The 17,345-nt window shown below is 68.1% G+C and carries 17 protein-coding genes and 1 tRNA gene; 8 read left to right on the top strand and 10 right to left on the bottom strand.

Going from position 1 to position 17,345, the window contains the following annotated elements:
• The first annotated feature begins 42 nt into the window (after positions 1-42).
• The gene (locus K244_RS0104155; RefSeq protein WP_020184987.1) at positions 43-1,134 is read left to right on the top strand and encodes an ATP-dependent RecD-like DNA helicase; all 1,092 of its coding nucleotides are present in this window, start codon (positions 43-45) and stop codon (positions 1,132-1,134) included.
• 116 nt (positions 1,135-1,250) lie between these two features.
• Positions 1,251-2,111: a quinoprotein dehydrogenase-associated SoxYZ-like carrier gene (locus K244_RS0104150; protein ID WP_020184986.1), complete on the top strand. Its 861-nt coding sequence runs from the start codon at positions 1,251-1,253 to the stop codon at positions 2,109-2,111.
• A gap of 146 nt (positions 2,112-2,257) precedes the next feature.
• Here the strand turns inward: K244_RS0104150 and K244_RS0104145 are convergent, their stop codons facing one another.
• The 7 genes from K244_RS0104145 to K244_RS0104115 form a co-directional block, all read right to left on the bottom strand.
• Positions 2,258-2,611: a hypothetical protein gene (locus K244_RS0104145; protein WP_020184985.1), complete on the bottom strand. Its 354-nt coding sequence runs from the start codon at positions 2,609-2,611 to the stop codon at positions 2,258-2,260.
• Complete coding sequence (locus K244_RS0104140) at positions 2,608-3,309, bottom strand: hypothetical protein (protein ID WP_020184984.1); 702 nt, start codon at positions 3,307-3,309, stop codon at positions 2,608-2,610. The genes K244_RS0104145 and K244_RS0104140 overlap by 4 nt, the downstream gene beginning before the upstream one ends.
• A gap of 135 nt (positions 3,310-3,444) precedes the next feature.
• Positions 3,445-4,128 (bottom strand): response regulator transcription factor, encoded by a 684-nt coding sequence (locus tag K244_RS0104135; RefSeq protein WP_020184983.1) that lies wholly within the window; start codon positions 4,126-4,128, stop codon positions 3,445-3,447.
• Positions 4,125-5,750: an ATP-binding protein gene (locus K244_RS0104130; RefSeq protein ID WP_020184982.1), complete on the bottom strand. Its 1,626-nt coding sequence runs from the start codon at positions 5,748-5,750 to the stop codon at positions 4,125-4,127. The genes K244_RS0104135 and K244_RS0104130 overlap by 4 nt, the downstream gene beginning before the upstream one ends.
• Before the next feature lie 103 nt (positions 5,751-5,853).
• A complete protein-coding gene (locus K244_RS0104125) occupies positions 5,854-6,111 on the bottom strand; it encodes a hypothetical protein (RefSeq protein ID WP_020184981.1) in 258 nt (85 codons plus the stop codon).
• Positions 6,112-6,170: 59 nt separating this feature from the next.
• Complete coding sequence (locus K244_RS0104120; protein WP_020184980.1) at positions 6,171-6,608, bottom strand: hypothetical protein; 438 nt, start codon at positions 6,606-6,608, stop codon at positions 6,171-6,173.
• A 294-nt stretch (positions 6,609-6,902) separates the two neighbouring features.
• On the bottom strand, positions 6,903-7,127 hold the full coding sequence (locus K244_RS0104115; RefSeq protein WP_020184979.1) for a hypothetical protein: 225 nt from the start codon (positions 7,125-7,127) through the stop codon (positions 6,903-6,905).
• Positions 7,128-7,510: 383 nt separating this feature from the next.
• On the opposite strand from K244_RS0104115, the gene fae reads away from it, so the two are divergent.
• Complete coding sequence (gene fae, locus K244_RS0104110; protein WP_020184978.1) at positions 7,511-8,023, top strand: formaldehyde-activating enzyme; 513 nt, start codon at positions 7,511-7,513, stop codon at positions 8,021-8,023.
• A 236-nt stretch (positions 8,024-8,259) separates the two neighbouring features.
• Here fae and K244_RS0104105 read toward each other — a convergent pair whose 3' ends face one another.
• A complete protein-coding gene (locus tag K244_RS0104105; protein ID WP_020184977.1) occupies positions 8,260-9,573 on the bottom strand; it encodes an OmpP1/FadL family transporter in 1,314 nt (437 codons plus the stop codon).
• Between the two features lie 303 nt (positions 9,574-9,876).
• On the opposite strand from K244_RS0104105, the gene K244_RS0104100 reads away from it, so the two are divergent.
• Together K244_RS0104100 and K244_RS0104095 are read left to right on the top strand one after the other, a co-directional pair.
• Positions 9,877-10,725: a fumarylacetoacetate hydrolase family protein gene (locus K244_RS0104100; RefSeq protein ID WP_020184976.1), complete on the top strand. Its 849-nt coding sequence runs from the start codon at positions 9,877-9,879 to the stop codon at positions 10,723-10,725.
• A gap of 134 nt (positions 10,726-10,859) precedes the next feature.
• A complete protein-coding gene (locus K244_RS0104095) occupies positions 10,860-12,671 on the top strand; it encodes a calcium-binding protein (protein ID WP_020184975.1) in 1,812 nt (603 codons plus the stop codon).
• Positions 12,672-12,761: 90 nt separating this feature from the next.
• Here K244_RS0104095 and thiD read toward each other — a convergent pair whose 3' ends face one another.
• On the bottom strand, positions 12,762-13,577 hold the full coding sequence (gene thiD, locus K244_RS0104090; RefSeq protein WP_020184974.1) for a bifunctional hydroxymethylpyrimidine kinase/phosphomethylpyrimidine kinase: 816 nt from the start codon (positions 13,575-13,577) through the stop codon (positions 12,762-12,764).
• A gap of 184 nt (positions 13,578-13,761) precedes the next feature.
• Here thiD and K244_RS0104085 point away from each other — a divergent pair.
• Positions 13,762-13,836 (top strand) — tRNA-Val (locus K244_RS0104085).
• A gap of 307 nt (positions 13,837-14,143) precedes the next feature.
• Positions 14,144-14,362 (top strand): hypothetical protein, encoded by a 219-nt coding sequence (locus K244_RS23480; protein ID WP_155931584.1) that lies wholly within the window; start codon positions 14,144-14,146, stop codon positions 14,360-14,362.
• 698 nt (positions 14,363-15,060) lie between these two features.
• On the opposite strand, the gene K244_RS0104075 is transcribed toward K244_RS23480, so the two are convergent.
• Positions 15,061-16,026, bottom strand: coding sequence for a LysR family transcriptional regulator (locus K244_RS0104075; protein ID WP_020184972.1), 966 nt, complete (start codon positions 16,024-16,026; stop codon positions 15,061-15,063).
• 95 nt (positions 16,027-16,121) lie between these two features.
• Between K244_RS0104075 and solA the strand changes: the two genes are divergently transcribed.
• On the top strand, positions 16,122-17,327 hold the full coding sequence (solA, locus tag K244_RS0104070) for an N-methyl-L-tryptophan oxidase (RefSeq protein WP_051459999.1): 1,206 nt from the start codon (positions 16,122-16,124) through the stop codon (positions 17,325-17,327).
• The last annotated feature ends 18 nt before the right edge of the window (positions 17,328-17,345 follow it).

The following is a 17,345-nucleotide window of genomic DNA, read 5'->3' as shown; positions in this document are numbered from 1 at the left end:
ACAAGGCGTCGGTCGTCAATACCCCCAGGAGGCGCAAGGTTCGTGCGGTGGTCCCCCCAGCAGGATGAGGCGCTCGCCTCCGTGGCCGATTGGCTGAAGCGGCCGCGGCAGCAGGTCTTCCGCCTGTTCGGCTACGCCGGCACGGGCAAGACCACGCTCGCCCGGCATCTGGCCGAGGATCTGGACGGCGACGTCGCCTTCGGGGCCTACACCGGCAAGGCCGCCCTCGTCATGCGCTCGAAGGGGTGCGAAGGCGCGACGACGATCCACGCGATGATCTACCGCCCGCGCGGCGGCGACGAGGAGGGCCCCTCCTTCGCGATCAACCGCGACGGCGCCGCCGCCAAGGCCGATCTGATCGTCGTTGACGAGTGCTCGATGGTGGACGAGGAGCTCGGCCGCGACCTGCTGTCGTTCGGCACCAAGGTGCTGGTGCTGGGCGATCCGGCGCAGCTGCCGCCGGTGAAGGGCGGCGGCTTCTTCACCGAGGCCGAGCCCGACGCGATGCTCACGGAGGTTCATCGCCAGGCGGTCGACGACCCGATCATCCGCATGTCGCTCGCCATCCGCGAGGGCGGGACGCTGGACTACGGCCCTTATGGCGAAAGCCGGGTGGTGACGCGACGGGAGATCACGACTGAAGACGTCACCTCGGCCGACCAGGTGCTGGTGGGCCTGAACAAGACGCGAAAGCTCTACAATGGCCGCCTGCGGGAGTTGAAGGGCCTGCTCGACCCCCTGCCCGCCGTCGGCGACAAGCTGGTCTGCCTCCGGAACGACAAGACCAAGGGCCTGCTGAACGGCGGCGTGTTCCAGGTGCAGCGGCTAAAGTCGTCGGACGCCACACGGGTGAAGATGGACCTCAGCCCGGAGGACGATCTCGGGCGCAAGTCCGTCTCGGTGAGCGTGCTCAAGGCCTTTTTCGAAGGCGACGCGGAGGGGATCCCCTTCGCCCAGCGTCGGAAATCGGACGAGTTCGACTACGGCTACGCGCTCACCGTGCACAAGGCGCAGGGTTCGCAATGGGACGACGTGGTGCTGTTCGACGAGAGCTACGCCTTCCGCGAGCACCGCGCCCGATGGCTCTACACCGGCCTGACGCGCGCCGCGAAGCGGGTGACGGTGGTGCGCTGAAGGGCGCTTTAAGCACTTCGGCCAGTCATCCGACGAGGCGCGTCCTTTCGTAGTATCGTGCGTTAGGAAACCGACCAAGACACGCGCAAGGCGTGCGTTCGCTCCGGGAGACCTCGATGTCCACGCCCTTCTCGTCCTCCGCTCGCGGCCTCCGTCGGGGAGCGTACGCGCTCGCGGCGCTCGGCTGCGCCGCCACGCTCGCCGTCGCGCCCGCGCGGGCCGAGGACACCGACAAGACCTTCGCCACCTTCAAGGATGACGCCTTCGGCGCGCGCCCGATCGAGGCGGACAGCCCGTTCGTCATCCTCGACGCGCCCAAGCGCGCGGAAGACGCCGCGGTGGTTCCGATCGACGTGCAGGTGAGGCTGCCCGACAACGATCCACGCAGCATCGCAAAGGTGACCCTGATCGTCGACGAGAACCCTTCGCCGGTCGCCGCCACCTTCGCGCTGGGCCAGAAGCGCCAGGAGTTCGGCCTGTCGACGCGGCTGCGCGTGAACGCCTACTCCTCCGTTCGCGCCGTGGTCGAGACCGACGACGGCAAGCTGCACATGGCCGCCCGCTTCGTGAAGGCGAGCGGAGGCTGCTCCGCTCCCGCCCTCAAGGACGAGGACCAGGCGCTGGCGCATCTCGGCGAGATGAAGTTCCGGCGCGTGACCGAGAAGGCCTCGGAGAGGCCGTCGGAGGCGAACGCCGGCATGTCGCAGGCGCAGCTCATGATCCGCCATCCGAATTTCTCCGGGCTGCAGATGGACCCGATCAGCCGGACCTACGTTCCCGCCCGCTTCGTGAACCACATCGTAGTGAAGCAAGGCGAGGAAACGGTGTTCACGATGGACGGCGGGATCTCGCTGAGCGAAGACCCGGCCATCTCGTTCACCTATCCCGCCGGCAAGGGCGGCGTGACGGTGGCCGCGAGCGACACCGAGGGCGTGCAGTTCTCGGGCGCGCTCGATCAGAAGAAGCCGGGTTCGTGAGCCTGAGGTAAGTCGCAGGACCAAGGCGCGGGGCGCTCGCCCCGCGACCTCTGGACGCGTCCGTAACCGGAAGCGCACCCCTCGCAACCGCCGTAAAGCGAGCGACCGTCAGCCGCGCGCCCCGAGCCGGCGACGGCGCTGGAGTTTTAGGGGAAACACTTCACCTCGGCCTCGGCCTGGGCGCGCCGCATGGTGGAGACCACGTCGCGCAACTGGCCGGTCGAGCGGAACACCTCGGACGACTGGCCGGCCACCTTGTTCATGCGCAGGACCGTCTCGGCCTGCTCGTACTCGGCGAAGGGCAGGATGGTCGCGATGGTGTCGATCGAGCAGGAGCAGCGATCGAGCGACTCGCGGGTCTGCCCGTTCGCGGCCATGCAGCCGAAGATGTAGTCGGCTTTTTCCGCCGTCGGATAATCCTCGCCGACCGCCGCCTGCGCGGCGCCGGCTCCGACCGCGCAGAACACCGCGGCCGCGATCAGCGAAACCTTGAACGTCATGGCTTGGCTCCCGATGCGCCCTCTCCTGTGACCGTCAGGGTCTCCACGAGCAACGGCGTCGTCGCGCCGGCCTTCGGCGTGACGGTGTGGATGGCGTAGAGGCCGCCGGGCACCTTGTCCGAGAAGGTGATCTCGTAGGTCCGGTCGGCGAAGTCCTTCAGCTTCGCGCGGTTCGGGTCTTTCAGGAACGGCGAAACCTTGATCGACCAGGCGTCGATTGATTGGCCCTTGTAGTCGACCTTGACCTCTTCGACCTTTTCCGCAGACGTCAGCGCGTCGCGAATCCGACCTCGGATGTAGTAGGGGCTGCCGCCCAGCACCTTCTGCATCTCGACCACGTCCTGCTCGAGCAAGACCAGCACGACCGGATTGTAGGTGGCGGGCATCGGCCCGAACGAGCGCGCCTTAGCGCCTGAGAAAAGCTGGACCACGGCCGCCTTGCCGCCGTCCGGCGCGTCGTCCGGCTTCACGACGCTGAGCGTCACGACGTCCTCGAACGACGGCGCAAGGTTGGCGTCGGCGGCGACCCGGGAAAACCGGTAGGAGATCGACGCGCCCGGCTCAAACGTCTCGAGGAAGGGCTGCTCGAACACCAACTGCTCGGGGGTCGGCGCGGCCTGCGCCGCCGCCCCGAACGCCCCGGCGAGCATCAGGGCCGACGCGGCGCCGGCGAAACGCCAGCGTACTGACTTCGACATTTTGAACGCTTCCCTTGCCAGGAGCTTCTCGCACGGTCGATCGAGCGGGCTCCGTGTTCTCAGAATACGCTCATTATGGCCCGACGGATGCGCCGGCGCCATGCCGGGGGCGCTCGGCAGATAGGAGGGGCGGGGTCAGTCCGGGGCGTACATGAAGCCGCGGCCGCGCACCGTGACGATCAGTCGAGCGCCGTCGGTCGTCGCGTCGGCGAGCTTGTGGCGGAGGTACCCGATGTAGACGTCGACGACGTTGAGCGAGGCGCCGCCATGCCCGGCCCACAGCGCCGCGAAGATGTCGGCGCGGGCCAGCGGCTCGCCGGCGTGGCGCATGAGCAGGGCGAGCAGATCGACCTCGCGCTCGGTGAGACGGGTGGAGCCCTCGGCGCTCGTCGCGACCCGCGTTTCGAGATCGAGGTCGAGCGGGCCGACGATCAGGTGGCGCTGGTCCGTTCCGTCGTTCTCGCGGCGCAGTTCCTGCACCTTCACGCGCGCCAGCAGCTCTTCGAAATCGAACGGCTTCACCATGTAGTCGTCGGCGCCGGCGAGCAGGCCTTCGGTGCGCTCGGAGACGCTGGAACGCGCGGACAGCATGATGATCGGCGCGGTCTGGCCCGCGGCGCGCAGCGCCTTGCAGACCTCGATGCCCGACCGCCCGGGAAGCATCACGTCGAGGATGATGGCGGCGAGCGGCTTGCCGGAGGCGGCCGCTAGCGCGGAATCGCCGTCGGCCACCAACTCGACGTCGTAGCTCTCGGCCGCGAAACCCCGCCTCAGGACCGAGCCGATGTCGGCGTCGTCTTCAACGATCAGAATGGTCATGAGCGTGCTCCGATCACGAGGCGATGCGTCAGCGCGGGAAGGCGGATGAGAACGGTGGTGCCGGAGGCGGCATCCGGCGAGGCGGTGCGGCTGTCGATCGCGATCGTCCCCTGGTGGCGCTCCACCACCCAGCGGGCCAAGGCGAGGCCGATGCCGAAACCGGAGCCTTCGCGCTCGGAGGCGCCGCGGTAGAACCGCTCGAACACATGGGGGAGATCGGCTTGGGGGATGCCCTCGCCGTCGTCCGAAACCGCGACGGTGACGGCGCCGTCCGAATCGATGCCGCCGATGACGCGGACCGTGCCGCCATAGGCGGTGTGGCGCAACGCGTTCGCGATCAGCGCCTCGACCACCTGGCGCAGCCAGTCGGCGTCGGCCTCGACCTGCAGATCGAAGGGCGGGAGCTCGGGTGCGAGCGCCACGCCACGGGCGCGCGCGCTGGGCTCGAGGCTGGCGCGCGCCGCGGTGATGAGGTCGTTCACCGACAGCGGCTCAAGCTCGAGCTCGAGCTGCCCGCTCTCGGAGCGCGCGACCCTGAGCAGGTCCTCGACGCGCCGGTGCAGGCCCTTGGCGCGTCCCCTGATCTTGGTCAGCGCAGCGGTGAGATCTTCGACGCCGCCCTTGGTGCGCAGCGTCACGTCCGCCTCGCCCAGGATGACGGTCAACGGCGTGCGAAGCTCGTGGCTGACGTCCGTGAAGAAGCGGCGGCGCGCACGGTCGGCGTCTGTCAGCCGCTCGTTCGCGCCCCGCAGCTCCGCCGTCCGCTCGTCCACGATCTCCTGGAGCCGCGCCTGCGCCTCCATCAGCCGCCGCTCGCGGCGGGCGAGCTGCGCGGCCATGCGGTTGAAGCGGATCATGGCGAGGCTGAGCTCGTCGTGACCACGCACCTTCAGCCGGATCCCGCTGTCGCCCCGGGCGATCTCCCCCGCCGCGGCCGCGACGTCCGAGATCCGCGAAACCAAAGGCCGCGCGATGGCGCGATAGAGCACGAAGGCCAGCAGGGCCGCGAGCCCGGCCGCGATCGCCGCGCCGGGCACCAGCGCGGAGCGCAAGCCCGCCATCGCGGCCTCCGCCTCGCGGGCGGTGGCGCGCTCCTCGCCGATCGCCTGGGAGAGCCCAGGCCCAAAGCTCGCGGCGAAACTGTCGAGGGCGACGCGCAGACGCTCGACGTTGCCGCCCTGCCCGTCCCGCGCGTCGCGGATCGACTGCAGGGCCTGACGGTCGAGGAAGTCGAACCGGCCGCGCATCTGCGCGAACACGCGGCTCCGAGCTGCGACCATCGTCGCGCCCTGTTCGTCCCGCGCCCTCGCCACCGCGCGGGCAAGCTCCTCGTCCAGCCGGACGAAGGTCTCCTGCACGCGCTTGCGGGGCAGCGAGAGCCGGTCGGGCTGGCCCTGCGATTCCGTGGTCTGAAGCGCGACGAGCGCGTAGTCGCCCACCCGGCCGGAGATCGCCGACAGCAGCTCAAGCCGGCGCTGCGCCGAGGCGAGCTCCTCCACGTGGTCGTCCGCCACCTTGAAGGTGAGGGCGACCGCCAGCCCCGCCGCCGCGGTCGTGAGCACCGCCGTCGCAAGCAGCAGGGCCATGCGGACCCGAAGCGATCTGAAGATCGAGCGCCACATCCGGCGAACGCCTTCTGGAGAGCCGGCGGCGCGGGGCCGTCGGCGTTCCGGGGGAGCGATGGGACGGGGCGCGGACGCCTCCGTCCCTGTGGAACGTGTCACTTTACTTGGCTCCGAGCGCCTTCTTGGCGTCGGCGACGGCGTCGAGACACTCGTCGTATTCCTTCTCGCCCTTCTCGCGCTTCGCGACCCGCAACGCGGTCTTAAGCGCGTCGGCGACGGGAGCCGGATGCGTCTTGGCCTGTTCGGCCTCGATCATCGCGATTCCCTGGTCGCACTCGGCGGCGTCGTCGGCGCGCGCGGCGCCCGCGCCGAGCGTCATCGCCGCAATCGCGGCGGCCAGAACCGTCATCTTCGTCATGCCAGTCGTTCCTTCCCTCTCGCAGATCGGCGCTTGGCGCGCCTTGTTCTGAGCGCCCGTCAGGGCTTGACCTTGAACGTCCCCGTCATGCCGCGGGATTCGAGGCCGTCGATCCACCATTTGAAGTCCCCGGGCCGGATCACGACGAACTCGATGCGGATAGCGCCGGCGTCGTCCCATTCCAGATGGTGCGGCGCGCCGGGTCCGTGGATCTCGAGGTGGTTGATCACGATCTGGTTGATCCAGATATGACGAAACAACTCCGGCGAGAAGAATTTGTACTCCTTGCCGCCCTTGGAGACGATGTCGAGCTGGTAGGCTTTGCCCGACTCGAGCTCGTAGTCTTTCTGGCTGACGGCGTAGTCGCTGCCGTTCTCCTCGCCGAGCACGAGGTCCGGAAGCGTCACCCGACCCTTGGCGAGGTCCCCCGCGCCCGCCGGCGCAGCCGCGAGGCCGAGGGCGATCGCAGCCGCCGCAGCGGCCAATCTCTTGAGCATCGTTCTCTCCGCGTTGGTCCGCTTGAGGTGCGGACATGTCGTTGGGATCCAAGATCCGTCGCCAAGACCGGAGACGAAACGTCACCCTTCCACGGAGGCCCGACGCGCCGCGCCGCCCGGATGGCCGCGTCGCCCGTTGCGAACGTCGTCGGTCGGAAGACCAAGACGCCACAACGGCGGAGCGCAGCATCGGGCGTGTCCCGTCCCAGTCTTGGACTGCAAGACTAAACACGAGAAAGTACGTCGTCCACTCTTCTAAGTATTATTCTTTTCTTATGATGAAGAGCTTACGGCTCAGTTTGCGCCGATCTTGCGGTCAAGCGCCGCCGCGCGCGACGCACGGCCGCACTTCCAGCGCGCGACGCGCCAGTCGGGGTTGGTCTCGGACCATTCCGCTATCACGGGAACGGCGCCGGCCATGCACATCCGGGGATCGGTCAGCTCGTAGCCGATCGCGACATGCTCTTCGCGGCAGATTTCCGGGGACGCAAGAAGGCACACCATCAGGACGAGATCCATCGGTCAGGCTCCCTTTGGACGCGGCGCGCCACAGCGCCGCCCGTGCGCGCGGGAAACCCAAGAGGCCCCCTCGGCAACTCCAGCCTACGCTTATTATTTTGCGCCGCAACAATGATATGTTGCAATGCAGTGACAGCCGGCGGATGATTTTTGGCCAGTCTGAAGCGGCAGGTCGTCGCGTGCGGCATATGGAGCGCTCCCTAAGAAGCGCTTGCGGTCGCCGGGAAGTCCCGACTAGTGTGCGCGCCGCATGCCCCTGCATGGCGCTATCGGGTCAACCGGTTCGGCTCCCACCGAACGCAGACGCAAAGATAGCCTAGGGCATCGGTCGGCGCGCCCTTCGGGTCGCCGGCTACACCATGGCTTAACCTGGGAGGATGCTTATGGCGAAGATCACCAAGACCCTGATCGGCGAGTCGCTCGTCGGCGACGGCAACGAGGTCGCTCACATCGACCTGATCATTGGACCGCGCGGCTCGACCGCCGAGTCGGCGTTCGTGAACGCTCTGACCAACAACAAGGACGGCTTCACCTCGCTCCTCGCGGTGGTGACCCCCAACCTGCTGGCCAAGCCGAACACGATCCTGTTCAACAAGGTCACCATCAAGGACGCCCGTCAGGCCGTCCAGATGTTTGGCCCGGCGCAGTACGGCGTCGCCAAGGCTGTCGTCGACTGCGTCGCCGACGGCACGATCCCCGAGGACGAGGCCGATGACCTGTTCATTTCGGTCGGCGTGTTCATCCACTGGGAAGCTGCTGACGACGCCAAGATCCAGCAGTACAACTACGAAGCGACCAAGGAAGCCCTCAAGCGCGCCGTCGCCGGCGAGCCGAAGGCCAAGGACGTCGTCGCCCAGTCGGCGACTGCGAAGCACCCCTTCGCTTCGAACGCGTAGAGCGGAAACCACCCTGGACAGACTCCGCCTGCAGCAAAGCCTCCAGGCCTGCTCCAGCGGTTGGCCGCGATCTTATTTGGTAAGTAAGACTGACGGCGACGGCTCGAAGCGCAAGCTTCGGGCCGTTTCCTTCTTCTGACATTCGCCGCGGCGCTGACGCGTCTCGGCGGTTCCAACGAAAAAGGCCCCCGACATCTCGCCGGGGGCCTTTTTTAGTTTCGGGCGTCCGACCCGTTTCAGTACTTCGTGACGAGCACGGGCGCGGGTTCGCCGCCGAACTTGTAACGCACGGACGCGGAGACGATGTGAACGTTGGACTTCGAGGTCGCCTCGAAATCGAACGGCAGGGGAGCGGGCAGGTCGACGTCGATCTTGGAGCGGCCTGGAACGAACACGTAGGAGTAGCCGATGTCGAACGACAGACGGTCGGAATAGTTGTACGTGCCGCCCGCCGACAGCCACCAGCGGTCGTCGTCCGGCAAGCGGACGTCGCGGTTCTTGTCAGTGATCGGCGAGAGCTCGTAGCCGACGCCGGCCCGTCCGGTGAACTCCGGCGAGAAGGCGTACTCGGCGCCGGCCGAGAAGAACCACCCGTCCTCATACTCGAACGGAAGCGAGGTCAACGTCGCGCCGCCGTTCCGCGCCTTGACGTTGATCGTGCTCAGACGGCTCCAGTTCGTCCATTCGACGCCGCCGAGGATCGTGAGCTCCGGCGTGATCGCCTGCCGCACGCCGACGGAGACCGTCTCAGGCAGCGTGACGTCGGCGTCGATCTTCGAATCGCCGAGCGGCGTCTTGAGCTTGCCTTCGAGCTTGTGCTTGATCGCCGAGCGGAAGCCGACGCCGACCGACGTGCCCTCGGCGGGCGTCACCGTGAAGCCTGCCGTGAATCCGAAGCCGACGTCGTCTCCGGTTAGCGTCGCCGACGGCGACGTCGGAAAAACGCCGGTCGCGCGCCGCAGCCGGATGTCGAAATACTGGATCTGCACGCCGCCCGCGATCGACAGCCAGTCGGTGACCGCCACGCCCAGCGTCGGCGAGACGTTGACCGACATGACCTTCGACGAGCGGGCCAGAACCTGCCCGCCCCACGCCCCGTGCGGGTCCGTCACCAGGCCGAAGGGCGCCGTGACGGTGAGACCGACGGCGACCTTGTCGCTGATGCGATAGGCGTTGTAGCCGGCGGCGAGGAGAGCGCCCTGCCCGATGTCGCCGGAGTCGCCGGTGGCGCCCGTCCCGAAAGTCGCAGCGCCGATGTTCCGCTTGGTCGCGTCGCTCACGTCGATCTTCGACGACGGGAACACGCCGGTGACGTGCTGCTCGCTTTGGAAGGTGGCGACCTGATTCACGACCGCCGGGTTCCAGAACATCCCCGAAATCGAGTCGCCGCCGCCCGCCGCCATGCCGGCGAACGACATGCCCTGCCCGGTCGTGCTCTGCTCGCGGAGACCGAACGCGCCCGCCATCGCGGTCGACGAGGCGCAGGCCAACAGCGCTGCGGCGGCGCCTGCCAAGACAAAGCGGCTAGGGCGGGTACGGATCGCGACCATGAACGTTTCCCTCGACAGGCGCCGACCCTGCGAAAGAGCCGGTCGTTGATTCCGTCTCGCTGGACGGCGTAGGTCGAGCGTGACGCGGCCGATTCCACCGAACAACCGTCGCGCCGGAGTTCGCCGCCGTTTCGCCGCAGCAGTGGCAAGCGAGCACCACATTTCGCAGCCGCCTCCCACGTTTCGGTGTCGAAAGTCTAAGGCTGGGGCGCTATTGCTTGCCGCCGCGCGGGTCCGGTCGCATGATCCGCGCGCAAAAGTTCAGGTGACGCACAACGCGCGCTGGTGAAATGAGGAGACGTCATGAAGCTTGTGCGATTCGGTCCCGCAGGCGCTGAGAAGCCCGGTATCGTCGACAAGGACGGCGCAATCCGCGACCTGAGCGGGATTGTTGCCGACATCGCCGGCGAGGCGCTGACCGCCGTGGGGCTCGACAGGATCCGCGCAGTCGATCCCGCCTCTCTTCCGCTCGCGCCGGCCGGCGCGCGGCTCGGGCCCTGCGTCGGCGGCGTTCGCCATTTCGTCGCCGTCGGCCTGAACTACGTCGACCACGCCCACGAGACCGGCCTTCCCATCCCCGAGGAGCCGATCCTCTTCAACAAGGCGCCGAACTGCATCGTCGGCCCGGACGACGACGTGATCCTGCCCAAGACCCATCAGAAGGTGGACTGGGAGGTGGAGATCGCCTTCGTCATCGGCGACAGGGCGGAAAACGTCGCGAAGGACGGCGCGCTGTCCCACGTCGCCGGCGTCTGCATCTGCAACGACGTCTCGGAGCGCCACTTCCAGGTGGAGCGCGGCGGCCAGTGGATGAAGGGCAAGGGCTGCCCGACCTTCGGTCCGCTCGGGCCTTGGCTCGTGACCCTGGACGAGATCCCGGATCTTCAGAACCTCGACATGTGGCTGGACGTGAACGGCGAGCGGAAGCAGACCGGCTCGACGTCGACGATGATCTTCGACATCGAATATCTCGTCAGCTACATCAGCGACTTCGTCACGCTGGACCCGGGCGACGTCGTCACCACCGGCACGCCTCCCGGCGTCGGCATGGGCATGAAGCCGCCGCAGTACCTGAAGGCGGGCGACGTCGTGACCCTCGGCATCGATCTTCTGGGCGAGCAGCGCCAGACCGTCGTTCCCTACGGCGGCTGACGCCCGGACGAGGCCGGCGGCGGCGCGTATTCGCTTTGTCGCCGGTGCGTCATGCGCCATTATTAACCTCCCGCAGCGCTTTGGTGGATCGGCGCGTGTCGCTCCCACGGGCGTAAGCGGACGAGGACACCTCTATGACGGCCTATTCGGTCGCGTCCGGCGACACGCTCGCCGAGCGCCTCACCATGGCGGGCGGCGACATGCTGCAGGTCGACGGGATCTTCTCGGTCGCGGCCAACGCCCAGACCGTGCGCTTCTCGACCGCGCCCGACGGCGCCGAGATCCAGAACGACGGCCTGATCGAGAACACGGCCGCGGGCGGTCGAGCCATCCGCTTCGAAAGCGGGGTCGGCGCGGAGCTCACGGCGGTCATCGACAACGAAGGCACGATCGTCGCTGTCGACGACGCGATCCAGATCGAGGCCGGGACGGTGAGTTCCGGCACGCTGACGATCACGAACGGCGTCCATGGAAAGATCCTTTCCGCGGAAGGCCAAGCCCTCGATCTGGCGGCCGCCAGCGGGGAGTTCGTGGCCTACGTCGAGAACGCCGGCTCCGTCGTCTCCCAGATCTCCGACGGCGTCCGGATCGGCGGCGGCATGCAGCTCCTCAACAGCGGAGCGATTCGCGGTGGCGCAGCCGCAGGCTACGTTCAGGGCGCGGACGGCGTGCAGATCGAGGATGGAGCAGCAGGCCTGATCTGGAACATCGCGGGGGCCGTCATCGTGGGCGACCGCCACGGAATCAACGCGAGCGAGACTCGCTTTTTCGGCCTCAGCAACGACGCCGGCGCGTCGATCGTGGGTCGGAACGGCTCCGGCGTGGGGTCCGACGGCATGGGGCTGGTCGTCAACTATGGCGTGATCACCGGCTTCTTCGCGGACGCCACGGGCTCGGACGTGAATGGGTCGACGACCGGCGTCGCTAACGGCGGCGGCCCGGACGGCGTCAACGACGGCGACGGCGACGGGATCGATATCGACGGCGAGGCGGGGATCGAGAACTACGGCCTCATCCGCGGCCTCGGCGCCGGGGGAACCGGATCGGATGGTCTGCCGAACACCGCCGAGGGCATAGCAGCCGGCGGCGGCGACATCACGAACTTCGCCGGCGCGCGGATCTACGGCGCGGGCCTCGGCATTCTGATCGACGACAGCTCCCAGGGCGACGCGCGGTTCGAGACCACGATCGAGAACGCCGGCACGATCCAGGGCGGCTCGAGCTACGCCATCAAGATCGTCAGTGACTTCGACGACGTCATCATCAACAGCGGGCGCATTCTCGGCGGCGGCGGACACGCCATCCTCTTCGGCTCCGGCGACAACGTGCTGGCGATCGACGCCGGCTCCGGCATCCGGGGCCTGAGCGACGGCGGCGCCGGCGACGACGCGCTCGACTACTCCTTCTACGGCGCGGCGGCCCGCGTCGATCTCGAGACCGGCCGCGCCTCGGGGACGGGCGTCGTCACCAACTTCGAGACCGTGGCGGGATCCGGTTTTGGCGACACGATCATAGGGAACGCTGCGGCGAACACGCTGTTCGGCCAGGACGGAAACGATCGTCTGTTCGGCGGCGCCGGCGACGACACGCTCATCGGCGGAGCAGGCGCCGACACGCTCCTAGGCGACAGCGGCGCGGACACCTTCGCCTTCGACGTCCTTCCGCCCGTCGGAGGCCAGGATCGGGTGGCCGACTTCACCCATGGCGAAGACGTCATCGCCTTCGACTCCGCGGTCTTCACAGCCTTGTCCGCCGGCGCGCTCACCGAGGACGCGTTCGGCGTCGGGTCCGCGGTGACGACCTTGGACCAGCGGATCCTCTACGACGCGCGCACGGGTCGCCTTTTCTACGACGCGGACGGCTCCGACGAGACGCAGGCCGCGGTGCTGATCGCGACGCTCACCGGCAAGCCGCCGGTCGAGGCCTCCGACATCCTGGTGGTGTGAGGCCTAGGACCAAAGCCAACGGCGGTCGTCGCGCGATGGCCGTCCGTTGCTCCGGCATAGGGCTGACGCCCGCCTATCGCCCACAGCGGGTCAGCGGCGTGCGGGCCACCACGCGTGAAAATGGTGCACCGGTCCGTGGCCCGCGCCGATCGTTAGATCGTCGGCCGCGGCGATCGCTGCGCTGACATAGGCCTTCGCGGTCGCGACAGCTTCGATCAGGCTGCGCCCCTTGGCGATCTCCGCCGCAATGGCGGAGGACATGGTGCAGCCTGTGCCGTGGGTGTTGCGCGTGACATGGCGCTCCGCCACGAAGCGCGTCACGCCGCCGTCTTCGTCGACGAGGACATCGACGCTGTCGGCGCCTGCCGCATGACCGCCCTTCACGAGCACCGCCCGGGCGCCCAGCGCCTGCAGCGCCCTCCCCTGCTCGGCCATCTCCTGTTCGTCGCCGGCCGTCGCGCCGCCGAGCAAAGCGGCGGCCTCCGGGAGGTTCGGCGTCAGGAGACGAGCGCGGGGAATCAGCCGGCGCTTCAGCGTCTCGACCGCGTCCTCCTGCAGCAACCGCGCGCCGGAGGCCGCGACCATCACGGGATCCGCCACCACGTCGACGACGGCGCGCGCTTCCAGAGCGGCGGCGATCGCCTCGATCGTCGCGCTCTGCGACACCATCCCGATCTTCACGGCGCCGACCGTGAGGTCGTCGAACACCGCGTCGATCTGCGCGGTCACGAAGGCCGCCGGCGCGTCGTGGATGGCCGTCACCCCGCGTGTGTTCTGCGCGGTGAGCGCCACGATCACCGACGCGCCATAGACGCCGAGCGCCGAGAAGGTCTTGAGGTCGGCTTGTATCCCCGCGCCGCCGGACGAATCGGAGCCGGCGATGGTGAGGGCGATGGGCGTGGTCATGCCTGTCTCTTAGCCGTGCGGCGATCCGTCGCCAAGCGCTCCGTCCCGTCGACGGCGGCGCCTAAAAGAGACCGCCGCGAACAACCCGTCGGCAGGGACCCGCGATCGATCGCGTCGACTTCGCGCGCGACAGCGATTGAAATCTGGCTCGATCCGGCGTAAACGACGGCCGTTCCGCATCGGCGCCCGAATAGCTCAGCGGGAGAGCACACCCTTCACACGGGTGGGGTCACAGGTTCGATCCCTGTTTCGGGCACCATTTTCATCAGTTTTCCATGCTCGGCGCGGACGAACCGCGCGCTACTTGGCGTTTGCGGGATCGGCCTATCGAAGGTTCGTCCCGCTGCTCGGGCGCGCCGGCGCTCCCTGACGTCGGGGCATAGGCTGTTGAAGCGATCCCTTTTCGTGCGGGAGTCCCTGTTAGGTTGACCGCTCACGCTTTCCTGAGACCGAGATGGCGCGCCGAGCGATATTTATCGATTGACGATAAAGACGGAATTGCGACAGATTGGGTGTTGCGGTTCGCTGAAATCCGACCTCGCTCCCCCCTTATGATGTAAGGTTTTATGAGCCACGCCGTCGAGGACCTGCGCGCCACGTTGGACCGCGCCCAAAGCCGTCTCGCCTACGTCCGTTATGTCGGAGCGAACACGACGATCGAGCAGGAAGCGCACGACCTCAATGCAGAGGCTGCTAGGCTGGTGAAGGAAATTGCGCGGCTTCGGAAAGAAATCGAATCCGCGTCAGTCGATCCCGAAGGATCAAACGCACGCGGATGCGGCTAGCGCCTCGCGCCGCTGACGCGAGATCGCAGCACGGACGCGTCCGGTATTCAAAGGGCGATTCCACAGAGCGCTGGACCTGCCCCATCCCGCCGCGGCCGATCGAGCGTGACGGCTATCGCTAGCGACCTCGATACGTCGTCGGCGCCCCCGGCCACATCGGCTTCATGCGATGCAGAAGCGGGGCTCGATCATCGTCGCGCACTTGGAGCGCGGGCCGGCGGCGGCTTGAATTCGCCTCGGCCCCATGTCATATGAGCCTCATCGGAACGTCCAGGCCTCGAACGCGGAAGCGTTTGTCACACGCCGGTCGCCCGACACTCTCATACATCGGACAGGCGTCGCTCCCCGCAGCTTCGCGCGCTGTCCGGCAGTTTGGGCCGCTGACTCAAAAGCTTCAGCGGCCAAAGGAAAACAATGAAAAAGACCACGAAAACTCTTCGCGCCAACGAGCGCAGCCATCGTCGCGTTCATGCGGCCCCGACGCCCATGACCTCAAAGGCGGCTTGGGCTCCCGAGCCCTGCGGTCTGTCGCGCGCGGAAATGCGCGTGATCGTCGCCGAGATGCTCGGCTGAACGAACGATCTGGCGGCGGCGAACCTCGCCGCCGCTCCGCATCGAAAAACGGCGTCTCTCACGACGCCGTTTTTTATTGTCCGCGAGCCAGGCGTGCGGAGTGCGCCCGACGGCGTTGTGAGCGCTCAGCCGAGCGCGAGGCTCTCCGGCGTGAGCCATGGGACCATGACGCCGATCTGCGGCAGCGCATGGGAGCGGGCCACCGCCCTGGCGACGTCGGCGATCCGCGGCGCCAGAGCCTCAAGATCGCCCCGCCGCATCGTCAGCAACAGGTCGCGCGAGAACCCGGGCCCCGGCAGCGGCAGCGCGACGACCGCGGCCGCATGCGCCAACCCCTGCAGCAGGCAGAGCGGGGTGGTGATCGCGACGCCCATGCCGGTCGCGACCATGGCGACCAGAGCGTCGGACGTGTCGAACTCGAAGGCGCGCGGCGGCCTCAGACCGATGCGCTCGAGGTGGCGCTCCACCTGCCGACCGGCATGGGAGCGGGCGCTGTGGCGCACCAGCCGGCGGCTCTCCAACACCTCGCGCAGCGTCGACGCGCGAAGCTCGTCCGCAGCGCCTCGGGGCGCGATCAGCACATATGGCTCCCGGAACAGTAGGATCCGCTCCATGTCCACGAGCCCTTCCATCGGGTCGCAGGTCAGCGCGGCGTCGATCTCCCGCCGCATCAGCGCCTCCGCGTGCGAATGCGCGAGGCCCGACCAGGCGGTGACGCTGAGCGCCAGGGCCCCGTCCGCGAGCTCCTTCACGATGCGCGCGCCGATGGTGCCGGCGAGCGAATCCACCAGCCCGATCCGAAGGTCGATCCGGCCCGGCAGCTCGGCTGCGGCGCGGGCGTCCGCCAGCAACGCTGCGGCGTCTCGCGCGAGGTCATGCGCGCGGCTCGCGACCATGCGGCCCACGGTGGTCGGCGTGAGTGGCCGTCGGCCTCGGTTGAACAGCGGCGCCCCGATCAGCGCCTCGGCGCGCCTCAACGCCTGCGAAGCGGCGGACTGGGTGACGCCGGCCCGTTCGGCCGCGGAGGTGACGCTGCCGGTTTCTGCGATCGCCGCGACGAGTTGCAGGGTCTTTAGGTCAAGGTCGATCATGCCACATCATAAGCTTGATTCATGCTTTGCGGTAGTTTGGCTTCATATGTCCGCCTGCGATTGCTTCAATGCCTCCGTCATGGTCGTTTAGGGACATGACCGATATTTATGCATCTCCTTCATCCGCAACGTCTGAACGCGTGCAGGTCGCCGTCGTCGGCCTTGGCGCGATGGGCGCGGCGGCGCTTTATCAGCTCGCGAAACTCGGGGCCGACGTGATCGGCGTCGACCGGTTCGCGCCGCCCCACACGCTTGGTTCGAGCCATGGCGAGACCCGTATCACCCGCCAGGCTGTCGGCGAAGGCGCGGCCTACGCGCCGCTCGTGCTGGCCTCCCACCGCATCTGGCGCGAGCTCGAGGCGGACACCGGCGAGAGCCTGCTCGAGGCCTGCGGCGTGCTGGTGATCGCGCCCGGCTCAGGGGCCTCCTCGCACCACGGCAAGCCGGATTTCGTCGCGCGATCGATCGCGACGGCGGAGGAGTTCGGCATTCCGCACGAGGTGCTGGACGGCGCGGCGGCGCGGCGGCGGTTTCCGCAGTTCGAGGGCCTCGCGGGCGACGAAAAGGTCTACTTCGAGCCCGGCGGCGGCTACGTGCGCCCAGAGCGCTGCATCGCCGCGCAGCTGTCGCGCGCCGTCGCGCTGGGGGCGCGGACCCGTCTCGACACGCAGGTGACGTCCATCCGGCAGGAGGGGGACATGGTCCGCGTCAGCACGCCCGGCGGCGACGTGCTCGCCGACCAGGCGGTCGTCTCCGCCGGGGGGTGGACCGCTCCGCTGCTCGGCGCGCCGTTCGATCGCCTGCTGACGGTCAACCGTCAGGTCCTGCACTGGTTTCGCCTCGATCGGCCAAGCGATTACGGCCCCAGCGCGCCGGTGTTCATTTGGATGCACGGATCGGGAGACGAGGACTATCTCTACGGCTTCCCGCCCCTGCCCGGCGACGATCGCCTGAAGGTCGCGACCGAACAGTACGGCGTCGCCACGACGGCGGAGGCGATCGACCGCGCGGTCACAGCGTCCGAATCGGCGGCGATGCACGGGACCCATGTCGCCGGCCGTCTCGCGGGCGTAAGGACCGAGGTCGCCGACGCCGCGGCGTGCCTCTACACGGTCACGCCTGACAACGGTTTCATCATCGACCGTCATCCCCGCCAGGATCGCGTGATGGTGGTGTCCGCCTGCTCCGGGCACGGCTTCAAGCATTCGGCAGGCATCGGGCAGGCGGTCGCGGAAGCTGTGGTCGGCGCGCCGAGCGCCTTCGATCTCGCGCCATTTTCGCTTGCCCGCTTCGACCGCTAACCGCAGCATGGCACGCCA

The sequence above is a fragment of the Methylopila sp. 73B genome (assembly GCF_000526315.1).
GTDB lineage: Bacteria > Pseudomonadota > Alphaproteobacteria > Rhizobiales > Methylopilaceae > Methylopila.
The sequence above is the reverse complement of the archived record's forward strand: the minus strand, read 5'-3'. Positions and strand labels throughout refer to the sequence as shown.